A 14,111-nucleotide genomic window follows, 5' to 3' on the forward strand; every position below is an offset into this window, starting at 1 on the left:
AGAAGGTCGGATGAGGGGTCGCACCCACCTGTCGGATTAGCGGTGAAGGATCGCGGCGGTTACCGCCGTGCGACCCCTCATCCGTCGACTTCGTCGACACCTTCTCCCGCAAGGGGAGAAGGAAACGCTTCGCGGCCCCTTCGATGTGCACAGCAGTAGTCCTCGGTCCGAGGATTTGAGAACCTGATGACCTCCTCCCCCGAACGCCGCATCGTCCTGACCCTCATCGCCATCCTGGCGATCGAGACGGCGCTGGTCGCCCTGGACGCCGTCTTTCCGCCGGACCTCGGCCGGGCGCACCGGTCCTCCCCCGTCGCGCTGGATCGGCGGGGGGCGTGGCTGCGGGCCTTGCCGGTGGAGAACGGCCGCTGGCGGATCCGGGCCGACCTGGAGCGCACCGATCCCAGCTTCCTGCGGCGGGTGGTGCGGACCGAGGACTCGAGATTCTACGACCATCCGGGGGTCGATCCGGTCGCCGTGGTCCGGGCCGTGGGGTCGGCCATCGCCCATGGCCGGGTGACGTCCGGCGCCTCGACCCTCAGCATGCAGACGGCCCGCCTCTTGGAGCCGCACCCGCGCTCGCTGTTCGGCAAGCTGGGCGAAATGGTCCGCGCCATTCAGATCGAGGCCCGCTATTCCAAGCACGACATCCTGGCCCTCTATCTGACCCTGGCCCCCTACGGCGGCAATCTGGAGGGGGTGCGGGCCGCCAGCCTCTCCTATTTCGGCCATGAGCCCGAGAGCCTGACCATCGGCGAGCAGGCCCTGCTGATCGCCCTGCCCCAGGCCCCGGAAGGCCGCCGCCCCGACCGCCGCCCCGCCGCCGCCAGGACCGCGCGCGACATCGTCCTGGCGCGGATGGCCCGGGCCGGGCTGATCACCAGCCAGGAGGCGGCGGAGGCTCAGACCGAGCGGCTGCCGCTGCGCCAGCCCTTCCCGTCCATGGCCTGGCATGTCGCCGGCCAGCTGGCCCGGGCGGCGCCCGACCGCCAGGCCAGCGTGGTCTCGACCCTGGACGCAGGCCTGCAGGCGCGGCTGGAGCCGCTGGCGGCGGCCTATGCCAAGGCGCAGGGGGCTGAGGCGACGGCCTCCATCCTGGTGGTGCAGATCAATGGCCGCGCCGTGCGGGCCGCGGTCGGCTCGGGCGGGCTGGACCGGCCGGGGGGCTGGATCGACATGACCACCGCCCTGCGCTCGCCGGGCTCGTCCCTGAAGCCCTTCATCTACGCCTTCGCCTTCGACGACGGGGTGGCGGCGCCCGACACCCGCATCCAGGACGTCGCCACCCGCTTCTCCGACTACCAGCCCGAGAATTTCGACCGGGTCTTCCACGGCCAGGTCACGGCGCGCGAGGCCCTCTCCTATTCGCTCAACGTGCCAGCGGTGGCGATGATGGAGCGGATCGGCCCGGCCAGCTTCCTGGCCCGGCTGGAGAGCGCGGACGTGCGGCTGGTCACCCCGAAGAAGGGCCTGACCGACCCGGGCCTGGCCATCGCCCTGGGCGGCGAGGGCATCACCCTGCGCGACCTCGCCCTGCTCTACGCGGCGCTCGGCGACGGCGGCATCGCCAAGCCCCTGGCCTGGACCGAGGAAGACGCGGCCAGCCGCCGCCGCTGGCCGGGGACCCGGCTGGTGCGGGCGGAGTCGGCCAAGATGGTGCTGGACATCCTGCGCGATGCGCCGGGGCCCAAGGGCCGGGTTCCGGCGGCCCTGACCCGCGGCGGGCCGGGCCTGGCCTTCAAGACCGGCACCTCCTACGGCTTCCGCGACGCGGTGGCGGCGGGGGTGGTGGGCGACTATGTGATCATCTGCTGGACCGGCCGGGCCGACGGCGGGGCGCGGGGCGGGCTGACCGGGCGCGAGGCGGCCCTGCCGATGCTGTTCGACGTCGCCGACATGCTGGCCGCCCCGTCCTCCAACGCCCCCCAGGTCCGGCCCAGGGGCGCCCCCCAGGCCCTGCAGAAGCTGGAACGCCCCGACGCCGGCCCCCGGATGATCTTCCCGCCGGACAAGGCAACCATCCAGGTCGACGGGTTTGGGCCGAAGTCACGGGGCCTGGCCCTGTCGGCCAGGGGCGAGGCGCTGACCTGGTATGTCGAGGGGGCGCCGCTGGACCGCGACCCGGTCAGCGGCCAAGTGATCTGGCGTCCGGCCGCGGCGGGCTTCTATCGGCTCAAGGTCATTGATGGGGCCGGGCGCGAGGCGGTCGCGCGGGTGAGGGTGAAGTGAACTATTCCGCTCCCGGCGGGAGCGGACGATCGCGCCAGAGCGCGATCCGGTGAGGGTTTCAAAGGCCGTGCGGCGACAGGCGGTGGCTGGCTTAGTCAGGTGTGCCAGGCGCCCGAGCGAGGCGGCGGCAGCTCACATCCTGTCGCCGCACGGCCTTTGAAACCCTCACCTGGCCGGCCACGGGCGCGCTGCAGGCGCGCCTCGGGCGGGCCGTCCGCCCCCGCCGGGGGCGGAGTTAGAACGGCAGACCCGCCACTTCTTCCGGCGAACCCACCGTGACGTTCAGGTCGTTCACCAGCCCGTTGGAGATCGAATAGACCCAGCCATGGACATGGATCGTCTGGCCCCGCGCCCAGGCGTCCTGCACGAAGATGTCGGAGGCGACGTTGCGCACCTGGCGCACGACGTTCAGCTCGACCAGCCGGTCCCATTTGGCCCGGTCGCCGTCGATGGCGTCCAGCTCCTCGCGGTGCTGTTCGTGGACCTCGCGGATCGGGTGCAGCCAGTGGTCGACCAGGCCCCGGCGCTGGCCGTCGACCGCCGCCCGCACCCCGCCGCAGCCGTAATGGCCCACGACCATGATGTGCTTGACCTGGATGACGTCGACCGCGAACTGCAGCACGCTCAGATAGTTGGCGTCCTGCGGCGGGGCCAGGTTGGCGACGTTGCGGTGGACGAAGAGCTCGCCCGGGTCGAGATCGACGATCTCGTTGGCCGGAACCCGGCTGTCGGAGCAGCCGATCCACAGATATTCCGGGCTCTGCTGGTTTTCCAGCCGCTTGAAGAAGTCGGGATCGACCTTGGTCTTGCGGGCGGACCAGGCGCGGTTGTTGGCCTTCAGGTCTTCAAGCATCAATCGGCGTCCGGCTGGCGGCTGGGATGGGCGGCGGCGAAGGCGTGGTGTTGGGCGGCGTTTGCCCCGATGGCTCTAATGCGCGGATAGGCCGTCAGGTCCACCGAGAAGCGCTCGGCCGAATAGATCTGGGGGATCAGGCAGCAGTCGGCCAGAGTGGGCGCCGCGCCGAAGCACCAGCCCTGGTCGCCGACCAGGTCCTCCAGCGCCGTGAAGCCCTCGCCGATCCAGCGGGCGATCCAGGCCGAGACGGCGGCCTCGTCGGCCCCCAGGTCTTTGCGCAGGCTGGTGAGGATGCGCAGGTTGTTGAGCGGATGGATGTCGCAGGCGACCAGCGCCGCCATGGCCCTGACCCGCGCGCGGTCCAGCGGATCGACGGGCAGCAGCGGCGGGGTGGGGTGGGCTTCCTCCAGCCATTCCAGGATGGCCGGGCTCTGGGTGATCACCGCGCCGTCGACCTCCAGGGCCGGGACCAGGCCCTGCGGATTGAGGGCCCGATAGGCCTCGGATTTCTGCACGCCGGCCCGCAGGTCGATGGGCGACTGGTCGTAGCCCAGGCCCTTGAGGCCGAGCGCGATGCGGACCCGGTAGGCGGCGCCGGAGCGCCAGTAGCCGTGCAGGTTTATGTGCATCAGACCACCGTGAACGACAGCGCGCCGACGCCCGCCACCGAGCCTTCCACATGGTCGCCGCGCACGATGGCGGCGACACCCTCAGGCGTGCCGGTGAAGATCAGGTCGCCGGGGGCCAGGGTCCAGAGGCGGCGGGCCTGTTCGACGATCTCAGGGACCGACCAGATCATGTCGCCGATGCTGGCCGACTGGCGAACGGCGCCGTTGACGCGAATCTCGATGGCCGCTTCCGGATCGACATCGCCCGGCCGGATCGCCGAGATCGGGGCGCTGTGGTCGAAGGCCTTGCCGGCTTCCCAGGGCTGGCCCTTGTCCTTGGCGGCGTTCTGCAGGTCGCGGCGGGTCAGGTCGACGCCGACGGCGTAGCCGAACACTTTGCCGCCTTCGCCGATGGCTGCGACCAGCTCGATCTCGTGGTGCAAGTTGGCGGTGGCCGAGGGGTAGGGAACATCGACGCCCGGCAGGACCAGGGCGTCGGCCGGCTTGGCGAAGAAGAAGGGCGGATCGCGGTCGTCGCCGCCCATCTCGCGGCGGTGGGCGGCGTAGTTGCGGCCCACGCAGAGAATACGGCGCACCGGGAAGAGCTTGTCCGAGCCCAGTACGGGGACGGCGGCCTGGGGCGCGGGGGGGAAGGCGTATTGGCTCATGGGCCGTCTGCTACTCCCCGCCCGGCAAATGACCAATCCCGGATGCGCCGCCGCCTGAACTTTCTTTCACTTGCCCATCCGGGCGTCGGAGGCCATGAGAGGGGCGGGGTAGGGCATTGTAGCGGACGCGGGGGCGGAACGAGCGATGTTGATCATCGAGAATCTGACGCATGTCTACGGCAACGGCGTACGGGCCCTGGACGACATAAACCTGACCGTGCCCAAGGGCATGTACGGCCTGCTGGGCCCCAACGGGGCCGGCAAGTCGACCCTGATGCGGACGATCGCCACCCTGCAGTCGCCCACCGCCGGCCATGTCCGGTTCGGCGACATCGACGTGCTGAAAGACCCCGAAACGCTGCGCCGCACCCTGGGCTACCTGCCGCAGGACTTCGGCGTCTATCCGCGGGTCTCGGCCTACGACATGCTGGACCACATGGCGGTGCTCAAGGGGCTGTCGAACAGCCGCGAGCGCAAGGAGACCGTCGAGGCCCTGCTCAACCAGACCAATCTCTGGAACGTGCGCAAGAAGGCCCTGGCCGGGTTTTCGGGCGGCATGCGCCAGCGGTTCGGCATCGCCCAGGCCCTGATCGGCGATCCCTCGCTGATCATCGTCGACGAACCCACCGCGGGCCTGGACCCCGAGGAGCGTAACCGCTTCCTCAACCTGCTGGCCGAGATCGGCGAGAACGTGGTGGTGATCCTGTCGACCCACATCGTCGAGGACGTCTCGGACCTCTGCCCGGCCATGGCCATCATCTGCGACGGCCGCATCGTCAAGCAGGGCGCCCCGACCGAACTGGTCGCGGCGCTGAAGGGCCGGGTTTGGATCAAGACCATCGACAAGACCGAGCTCGAGGCGGTCCGCAAGCGCCACCAGGTCATCTCCACCCGCCTGTTCGCCGGCCGCACCGTGGTGCATGTGCTCAGCGACAATGACCCGGGCGAGGGCTTTACGCTCGCCCCCGGCGGCCTGGAGGACGTCTACTTCTCCGCGCTCTCCGACACCCGTCGCGCGGCCTGAGGCGCACGCCCATGTTCGGCAAGGTCGCGGCCTTCGAATTCCGCTATCAGATCAAGAACCCGGTGTTCTGGGTCTCGGCGGGCGTCTTCTTCCTGCTCACCTTCGGATCGGTGGTCATCGACCAGATCCGCATCGGCGGCGGCGGCAATATCCATAAGAACGCGCCGTTCGCCATCGCCCAGACCCATCTGATCTGGACGATCTTCTACATGTTCGTCTCGACGGCCTTCGTCTCCAACGTCATCGTCCGCGATGACGAGACGGGCTTTGGCGGCATCCTGCGCTCCACCCGGGTCAAGCGGTTCGACTATCTCTACGGCCGGTTCGCGGGGGCCTTCGCCGCCGCCATGCTGGCCTATCTGGCGGTGCCGCTGGCCATGGTCATCGGCAGCTTCATGCCCTGGGTCGACAAGGAGGTGCTGGGACCGCTGACCCTGCAGCCCTTCCTGTTCAGCTATTTCGTCCTGGCCCTGCCCAACATCCTGCTGACCTCGGCCCTGTTCTTCGCCCTGGCCACCGTCACCCGCTCGATGATGTGGACCTATGTCGGGGTGATCGGCTTCCTGGTGGTCTGGACCACCGCCAACATCATGCTCGACAAGCCCGAGCTGGAGAAGCTGGTGGCCCTGTGGGAGCCCCTGGGCTTCGGGGCTTTCGGGCTGATCACCAAATACTGGACCGCGACCGAGCGTAACGCCCTGGTCCCAGCCGTCGAGGGGCTGCTCCTCTATAATCGGCTGTTCACCCTGGCCCTGTCGGCGGCGGCGCTGGCCCTGCCCATGCTGTTCTTCCACTTCACCCCGGGACAGCTCAAGGGCAAGCGGGCCCGCCAGGCCCGGATCGCCGCCGCCGCCGCGCCGGTCGGCCCGCCGCCGGAGGGCGCCGGCGTCCATCACAAACCCAGCTTCGGCCTTGCGACCGCCTGGGCCCAGCTGCGCGTCCGCACCCGCCTGGACATGGGCCAGGTGTTCGGCAGCCCGGCCTATCTGGTCCTTTTAGGCCTGGGCCTCTTCAACTCGGTCGGGGCCCTGTGGGGCGTCACCGACGACACCGGCTATGGCGGCCAGATCTATCCGGTCACCCGCGCCCTGATCCCGGCCCTGATGGGCTCGTTCTCCCTGATCCCGATGATCATCGCCATCTACTATGCCGGTGAACTGGTCTGGCGCGAGCGGGACAAGAAGACCCACGAGATCATCGACGCCACGCCGGTCCCGGACTGGGCCTTCGTGGCCCCCAAGACCCTGGCCATCTCGCTGGTGCTGATCTCGACCCTGCTGATCAGCGTCGTGGCCGGCGTCGCCATCCAGGCCCTCAAGGGCTTCGATACTTTCGAGCTCAACAAGTGGCTGGTCTGGTATGTGCTGCCCCAGGCTGTGGACTGGGTCCTGGTGGCCGTGCTGGCCGTGTTCATCCAGGCGATCAGCCCGCACAAGTTCGTCGGCTGGGGGCTGATGGTCCTCTACCTGATCACCAGCATTACCTTCGGCAACCTGGGTTTCGACCACATCCTCTACAACTATGGCGCCACCCCCAATGACGGCGGGCCCGGCGGCATGCCGATGTCCGACATCAATGGCCTGGGCCGGTTCTGGATCGGCGCCTGGGTGGCGCGGGCCTACTGGTCGGCGTTCGCCATCGTGCTGCTGGTGCTGTCCTACGGCCTGTGGCGGCGCGGGACCGAGATGCGGCTGTGGCCGCGCCTGCGGCGCCTGCCGCGCCGGCTGACCGGCAAGGCCGGGGTGCTGTTCGCCATCGCGGTGATCGGCGCGGCCGGCCTGGGCTGCTTCATCTATGTGAACACCAACGTCTGGAACCAGTACCGCACGGCCCTCGACGACGACAAATGGCAGGCGGACTTCGAGAAGGTGCTGCTGGTCCAGCGCCACTACGACAAGGTCCCGCAGCCCAAGATCCTGTCCATGAAGCTCGAGGTCGACCTGCGCCCGCATGAGCCGCGGCTGACCACCTCGGGGACCTATGTGCTGGTCAACACCACCAATGCGCCTCTGCGCGAGGTGCATGTGCTGTTCGACCGCGACCTGAAGGTCAACGGCCTCTCCATCGAGGGGGCGCGGCCCAAGGGGAACGACCCGGAGCTGGCGCGGTTCAACTACCGCATCTTCACCTTCGACCAGCCGATGCAGCCGGGCGAGCAGCGCAAGATGAGCTTCCTCACCGAGCGCTCGCAGCGGGGCTTCAAGAACCGCGGCAACGAGATGCGGGTCGTCGACAACGGCACCTTCGTCGATTCCGGCGAGTTCACCCCGCAGCTGGGCGTCTGGCCGGGCGGCGGCCTGCAGGACCGGGCCAAGCGGCGCAAATACGGTCTCAATCCGGACCTGCCGGTGACGCCTCTGGGCGATGTCCCCTCACGCCAGTTCAACTACCTGCGGCACGACGCCGACTTCATGACCTCGGACATCACCATCAGCACCGAGGCCGACCAGACCCCCATCGCGCCTGGCAAGCGGGTCTCGGACAAGGTGGTCGGCGGCCGGCGCGTCGCGCGGTTCGTGACCCAGGCGCCGGTCCTGCCCTTCTTCGCCATCCAGTCGGCCCGCTACAAGGTCTCGCGCGAGATATGGAAGGGCGTGGAGCTGGAGGTCTATTACGACCCCGCCCACCCGTACAATGTCGAGCGGATGAAGACGGCGATGAAGACCGCCCTCGACTATTACGGGACCCATTTCAGCCCCTACCAGTACGACTACATGCGGTTCATCGAGTTCCCGGGCTATGCCAGCTTCGCCCAGGCCTTCCCCGGCTCGATGCCGTGGTCCGAGAATCTGTTCTTCGTCGCCGACTACCGCGACCCCGAGAAGATCGACATGGTCACCTATGTCGGCTCGCACGAAATCGGCCACCAGTGGTGGGCCTATCAGGTGATCGGCGCCGACCAGCAGGGCATGACCCTGCTCTCCGAAACCATGGCCCAGTACTCGGCCCTGCGGGTGATGAAGAGGCTCTATGGCGAGGACCAGATCCGCAAGTTCCTCAAATACGAGCTGAACAGCTACCTGCGGGCGCGCGGCGGCCAGCCTCTGGAAGAGAAGCCCCTGAACAGGGTCCAGGGCAGCCAGGGCTATATCCACTACCGCAAGGGCTCGCTGGTCATGTACCGGCTGGCCGAGGAGATCGGCGAGGACAGGGTCAACCACGCCCTCAGCCTGTTCCTGCAGCAGCACGCCTTCAAAGGCGCGCCCTATCCGATCTCGTCCGACCTCATCGCCCTGTTCCGGGCCGAGGTTCCGGGCGACAAGGCCAAGCAGGACCTGATCACCGACCTGTTCGAGAAGATCGTGCTCTACGACGTCAAGGTGGTGTCCAGCACGGCCAAGGCGCGCAAGGACGGCCGCTTCGACGTCTCCATCGTCGTCGACGCCAGGAAGCTGGAGGCCGACGGCAAGGGCAAGGAAACCGCCCGGACCATGGACGAGATGGTGGATGTGGGGGTCTTCACCGCCCAGCCCGGCCAGAAGGACTTCAAGAAGACCAGCGTGCTGAAGCTGGAGCGCCGGCCGATCCGCACCGGACGCCAGACCCTCACCTTCACGGTCGACAAGCGGCCTACCTATGTGGGGGTGGATCCCTACAACATCCTCATCGACCGCAACTCGGACGACAACGTCGCCAAGGCGGGGGTGAACGCCGGGTAATGAGAAAAAGCTCCCTCCCCTTTATGGGGAGGGAGTTATCCGCGCCTACTTCAACGCGTCCTTGATGGCCTTGGCCTTGTCCAGGTGGGTCTGGACGACCGGGCCGGTCTTCAGAGCGAAGTCCTTGATCGCCTGGACCGTGCCGTCCTGGCCGTAGCGGCCCATCAGGTCCAGGGCGGCCTGGTGGCCGTCGACCTGGGCGTCCATGAACTTCTTGTCGAAGTCCTTGGCGTCGGCCTTCTGCAGGTCGGCGACGGCGTCCGCCTTGTCCTGCGGCAGGGCCTCGGGCAGGGGGATGGTCAGGCCGGAGGCGGCGATGGCGGCCTTCAGGTCGGCGGTCGAGGCGGTGTGGGCGTCGATCATCATCTGGGCGAAGGCCTTGACCTCCTTGTTGGTGGAGCGTTCGAGGGCGACCTTGCTGGCCGCGATCTCGAACATGTCGCTGATCGCCGCCTTGGTGGCGAAGTCGGGCGCCGCGGCCTCGTTGGCCGGGGTCGGCACGGTGGCGGCGGGATTGGCGTCGGGGGTGGCGGTTTCAGGCTTCTTGCTGCAGGCGGCGGCCGACAGGGCCAGCACCGCGCAGCCCGCGATGAGGAGCTTGCGGGTCATTTGTCTCTCCATGATTGACAGCCGGGCGGGTGGGTCCCAAGCCACGGCGATGTGGACACAAAACCTCACGGGGGCGTGATGAGTTCCGGGAACTCCGAGAAAAACCACGGCCCGCTCAAGGACCTGACGGTCATCGAGATGGGCTCGCTGATCGCCGGGCCGTTCTGCGGCCAGATCCTGGGCGACTTCGGCGCCACGGTGATCAAGATCGAGGACCCCAAGGCGGGCGACCCGATGCGGCAGTGGGGCCGCAGCCTGCCCCAGGGCCTCTCGCCCTGGTGGCCGGTGATCGGGCGCAACAAGCTGTCGGTGACCCTGGACCTGCGCACCCCCGAGGGCCAGGACATCGCCCGTCGGCTGATCGGCGGGGCCGACGTGCTGGTCGAGAACTTCCGGCCGGGCGCCATGGAGAAATGGGGCCTGGGCTACGAGGCGCTGTCGAAACTCAATCCCGGCCTGGTCATGGCCCGGGTCTCCGGCTTCGGCCAGACCGGCCCCTACGCCCAGCGGGCCGGCTACGCCCTGATCGGCGAGGCCATGGGCGGCCTGCGCCACATCACCGGCGAACCTGACCGGCCGCCGGCCCGGGCCGGCATCTCCATCGGCGACAGCCTGGCGGGTCTGCATGCGGCGCTGGGGACGATGATGGCCCTGCATTCCCGTCACAACACCGGCCGGGGCCAGGTGGTCGACGCGGCCATCTATGAGAGCGTGCTGTCGGTGATGGAGAACCTGATCACCGAATACGGCCTGACGGGCTATGTCCGCGAGCGGTCCGGGGCCATCCTGCCCGGCATCGCCCCGTCCAACGCCTATCCGACCCTGAGCGGCGACCGGGTGGTGATCGGGGCCAACCAGGAGACCCTCTGGCGGCGGCTGACCGTGGCCATGGGCCGCCCCGAACTGGCGCAGGACCCGCGCTTTTCCGGCCATGCGGCGCGGGGCGCCAACCAGATCGAGCTGGACGAGATCATCTCGGCCTGGACCGGGACGCTGACGGTGGAGCAGTTGCTGGCGGCCATGGACGAGCACGGCATCGCCGCGGGCCGGGTCTACCGCGCCCCCGACATGCTGGACGACCCGCAGTTCGTGGCCCGCGAGGCCATCGTCGAGCGGCCGCATCCGGTGTTCGGCTCGGTGAAGATGCAGAATGCGTTCCCGAAGCTGTCGGAGACGCCGGGGGCGGTGCGGTGGCCGGGTCCGACGCTGGGGGAGCATACGGATGCGGTGTTGGCGGAGCGGGCCGGCGTGAGTGAGGACCAGTTGAAGGACCTGCGGGCGCGCGGGATCGTCTGACCTACTCCGCTCCCGGCGGGAGCGGACGATCGCGCCAGAGCGCGATCCGGTGAGGGTTTCCCAAGCCGTGCGCTTTAACTGGGGATTGGCTCTCGGCCTGCGGGCTTGGCGCCTAACACGCAGGCCAACGACTTCCGGCACACGCCCGCGCACGGCTTTTGAAACCCTCACCGGGCCGGGCCACGGGCGCGCTCGCAGCGCGCCTCGGGCGGCCGTCCGCTCCCGCCGGGAGCGGAGTGGCTACTTCCGGATCGCTTCCGCCAGCGCCCGCACGATCTGGTGCACGTTGTAGGGTTTGCGGACGATCGGGACGTCGAACCCTTCCGGGGCGCCCTTTTCGCCGTAGCCGGTGGCGAACACGAACGGCACGCCCTTGAGCCGCAGGGCTTCGGCCACCGGCACCACCGACTTGCCGTTGAGGTTGGCGTCCAGGACGGCGGCGTCGAGGGGTTGGTCCAGCATGGCCATGGCTTCCTCGACCTCGGCGGCGCTGCCGACGATGATCGCGCCGGCCTCTTCCAGGCCCGCCTCCAGCTCCAGGGCCAACAGCACCGCGTCCTCGACGATGAGGATCTTCAGGCCGACGACCCCGCCCTGCATCGGCCCCTCGCCGGAGGAAGCGCCGGCGGCGGGCGGGGGCGGGGCTTCGGCGATCATCGGCTGGTCGGCGGGCAGGGTCATGGCCTGGGCGTCTGCGATCAGCCGGGCGCGCACGCCGCTGGTGCGGTACTGCACGCTGGCCTCGCCGCCCAGTTCGCGGCCGGTGACCTGGTCGAGCAGGATCGAGCCGAAGCCCCGGCGGGTGGGCGGATCGACCGGCGGGCCGCCGGTCTCGGTCCAGTCGAGGACGAAGCCCCCCTCGGGCCGCTCGCGCCAGACGACATGCACCCGGCCGGCGTCGACCGACAGGGCCCCGTATTTCACCGCGTTGGTGGCCAGTTCATGCAGGGCCAGACTCAGGGCGTTGGCCGCCCGGGGGGCCAGGAACAGCTCAGGCCCTTCCCAGCTGGCCTGGCCGGGGGCCAGACCGCCCAGCTCGGCGGCGGCGACATGCGCCAGGCCCGCGCCCCGCCAGCGGGTGGCGGTCAGCAGCTCATGGGCCGAGGCCATGGCCTTCAGCCGGCCGGCGAAGGTGGCCAGGAAGGCCTCGGTCGAGGTGGTCTTGCGGGCCGACTGGGCGGCCAGGGACTGCACGGCGGCCAGCACGTTCTTGACCCGGTGGTCCAGCTCGGCCAGCAAGGTCTCGCGCTGCTCCTCGTCGACCTTGCGCTCGGTGATGTCCTGGACGACCCCGATGACCTTGGCCGGCACGCCCTCGGCGGTGCGGACCAGCACCCCGGCCCCCTGCATCCAGCGGGTGCGGCGATCGTCCGGCCGGACCATTCGGTATTCGACCATGTAGCGGCCGTCGCCGCGCAGGCCCCTGTCGACCTCGGTGCGCAGCCGGTCGGCGTCGTCGGGATGCACGTAGCGGAAGCTGACATTGCCGCCTTCGCCGGCCGCGGACCTGCCCTCCACCCCGGTCAGGGCCTTCATCTTTTCGCTGATGAACACATGATCGGCGGCGATGTCCCATTCGAACTCGCCCAGGCCCGCCGCGTCGAGGGCCAGGTCGACCCGCTGCTGGTCCAGCTGGCGCTGGCGGTCGGCGGCCAGCTTCTCGCCGTCGCGGACCAGTTCCTCGACGGCCAGGGCGGCGAGATCGGCCAGGGCATGGCGCTGGGCTTCGCTGCAGGGCGGATGGGCCACCGGGTCGCCGACCACCAGCAGGCCGATCGCCGCGCCGTCCGGCAACACCAGCGGCGCGCAGGCATAGAAGCGCACGTCCACGGCCGGCAGCTGGGCCAGGGGGGCGGCGAACATCGGATCGCGGGTGATGTCCTGGCTGATCGTCACCTCGGCGGCGCCGATCATCAGGTCGGCCAGGCTGCCCGCCCGGGGATACTCCACAGCCGGGATTCCGACCCGGGCCTTGTGCCAGAGTCGGTCCTCCTCGACCAGCACCACGGCGGCGCGCGGGGCGTTGAACAGGGCGGCGGCGGTGCGGGCGATGCGGTCGAAACGGGGATCGGCCGGGCTGTCGACGGCGCCCAGCGCCCGCAGGCTGCGCAGCCGCGCGGCCTCGTCCAGGATTGATGCGCGATTGGCCTGACCGTCATCCATGACGGGAACATAGCGCCTGTCAGGCGAGCACTCCATGCGCCAATCGCGAAACGGTGTTCACGGAGTGGCGCCTTCGACACTTACGCGGTAAAGGCATGGAACCGGCTGCGCTTGCTCGCGTTGACGGGGCGAGCCTAAGCCGCATCGCTCCCGTCGGGGGAGTGACGGAGTCCCCTGGAGATTGCCATGTCCGCCACTGACGCCGCAGGTGAAGCCGCCAAGACCGGCAAATCCCTGAAGAACGCCGCCGATCACGCCGAGCGCAGCTTCGCCGAAGCCGCCGAAAGCGCCAAGGCCAGCCTGGCCGCCGCCGCCGCCCGCACCGAGGCGGCCGTGCGCGAAAGCCTGGAAGCCCTGCGCACCCATTCCCGCACCTATACCGACCAGGCCGGCCAACAGCTGGACGTCGCCCAGAAGTATGTGGTCGAGCGGGTCAAGGAACGGCCGATGACCGCCACCCTGGCCGGGGTGGGCGTGGGCCTGCTGCTGGGCCTGCTGCTGGCCAGCCGCAGCAATCATCGCTGATCATTACCCTTTGATCTTCGCCCCTTGATCTTCGAGCGAACCCTGATGGCCGTGGCGGCCGCGGCCGCCATCGCAGCCGCGGCGGCCGTCAGCGTCGTCGCGGCTTTCTTTGCGCTCTACGCCCTGGTCCTGCCCTATGTCGGGCCGGCCGGGGCGGCGGCCGTGGTCGCGGGGGCAGCCGCCCTGGTGGTGATCCTGGGCGCCCTCTTCCTGGCCCGCAAGGCCGAGGGGCCGCGCCGCAAGGCCGCGCCGCCCCCGGAAGCCAGCCTGGTCGAGAAGATCATCCTGGTCGCCAGAGCCCATCCGATCCTGTCGGTCGGGGCGGCGGTGGCGGCCGGGGTCTACGGCCTGAAGAATCCGGAACTGGTGGCCGCCGTCATGCGCGCCTTCATGGATAAGCCCGAGCCTCCCAAGCACTAGACTGGACCGGCTTTGGTCGTTCGCATCTTCAGATCACCCTTCAATCGTCATGGC

General features: G+C 69.3%; 11 protein-coding genes. 6 read left to right on the plus strand and 5 right to left on the minus strand.

Going from position 1 to position 14,111, the window contains the following annotated elements; translation table 11 throughout:
- Window positions 1-186: 186 nt before the first annotated feature.
- Complete coding sequence (gene pbpC, locus QO010_RS13285) at window positions 187-2,229, plus strand: penicillin-binding protein 1C (RefSeq protein WP_307349857.1); 2,043 nt, start codon at window positions 187-189, stop codon at window positions 2,227-2,229.
- 235 nt (window positions 2,230-2,464) lie between these two features.
- On the opposite strand, the gene QO010_RS13290 is transcribed toward pbpC, so the two are convergent.
- Genes QO010_RS13290 through QO010_RS13300 form a run of 3 tightly spaced genes read right to left on the minus strand, consistent with a single transcriptional unit; the run spans window position 2,465 to window position 4,361 of the window.
- Entirely contained in the window at window positions 2,465-3,082 is a 618-nt protein-coding gene (locus tag QO010_RS13290) for a carbonic anhydrase (RefSeq protein WP_307349858.1), read from the minus strand.
- The gene (maiA, locus tag QO010_RS13295) at window positions 3,082-3,714 is read right to left on the minus strand and encodes a maleylacetoacetate isomerase (RefSeq protein WP_307349859.1); all 633 of its coding nucleotides are present in this window, start codon (window positions 3,712-3,714) and stop codon (window positions 3,082-3,084) included. Before maiA ends, QO010_RS13290 begins: the two co-directional genes overlap by 1 nt.
- On the minus strand, window positions 3,714-4,361 hold the full coding sequence (locus QO010_RS13300) for a fumarylacetoacetate hydrolase family protein (protein WP_307349861.1): 648 nt from the start codon (window positions 4,359-4,361) through the stop codon (window positions 3,714-3,716). Before QO010_RS13300 ends, maiA begins: the two co-directional genes overlap by 1 nt.
- Window positions 4,362-4,506: 145 nt before the next feature.
- On the opposite strand from QO010_RS13300, the gene QO010_RS13305 reads away from it, so the two are divergent.
- On the plus strand, window positions 4,507-5,385 hold the full coding sequence (locus QO010_RS13305; protein ID WP_307349863.1) for an ABC transporter ATP-binding protein: 879 nt from the start codon (window positions 4,507-4,509) through the stop codon (window positions 5,383-5,385).
- Window positions 5,386-5,396: 11 nt separating this feature from the next.
- The gene (locus QO010_RS13310; protein WP_307349865.1) at window positions 5,397-9,044 is read left to right on the plus strand and encodes a M1 family aminopeptidase; all 3,648 of its coding nucleotides are present in this window, start codon (window positions 5,397-5,399) and stop codon (window positions 9,042-9,044) included.
- Window positions 9,045-9,089: 45 nt separating this feature from the next.
- On the opposite strand, the gene QO010_RS13315 is transcribed toward QO010_RS13310, so the two are convergent.
- Complete coding sequence (locus QO010_RS13315; protein ID WP_307349867.1) at window positions 9,090-9,653, minus strand: DUF4142 domain-containing protein; 564 nt, start codon at window positions 9,651-9,653, stop codon at window positions 9,090-9,092.
- Window positions 9,654-9,731: 78 nt separating this feature from the next.
- Here QO010_RS13315 and QO010_RS13320 point away from each other — a divergent pair, with 78 nt between their 5' ends.
- Window positions 9,732-10,949 (plus strand): CaiB/BaiF CoA transferase family protein, encoded by a 1,218-nt coding sequence (locus QO010_RS13320; protein WP_307349869.1) that lies wholly within the window; start codon window positions 9,732-9,734, stop codon window positions 10,947-10,949.
- A gap of 240 nt (window positions 10,950-11,189) precedes the next feature.
- Here the strand turns inward: QO010_RS13320 and QO010_RS13325 are convergent, their stop codons facing one another.
- Complete coding sequence (locus QO010_RS13325) at window positions 11,190-13,112, minus strand: HWE histidine kinase domain-containing protein (RefSeq protein WP_307349870.1); 1,923 nt, start codon at window positions 13,110-13,112, stop codon at window positions 11,190-11,192.
- A gap of 186 nt (window positions 13,113-13,298) precedes the next feature.
- Between QO010_RS13325 and QO010_RS13330 the strand changes: the two genes are divergently transcribed.
- Window positions 13,299-13,637 carry a hypothetical protein gene (locus QO010_RS13330; RefSeq protein ID WP_307349871.1) on the plus strand — a complete coding sequence of 113 codons (339 nt, stop codon included), beginning with the start codon at window positions 13,299-13,301 and terminating at the stop codon, window positions 13,635-13,637.
- A 24-nt stretch (window positions 13,638-13,661) separates the two neighbouring features.
- A complete protein-coding gene (locus tag QO010_RS13335; protein WP_307349874.1) occupies window positions 13,662-14,057 on the plus strand; it encodes a hypothetical protein in 396 nt (131 codons plus the stop codon).
- The last annotated feature ends 54 nt before the right edge of the window (window positions 14,058-14,111 follow it).

The sequence above is a fragment of the Caulobacter ginsengisoli genome (genome assembly GCF_030814835.1).
Taxonomy (GTDB): domain Bacteria; phylum Pseudomonadota; class Alphaproteobacteria; order Caulobacterales; family Caulobacteraceae; genus Caulobacter; species Caulobacter ginsengisoli.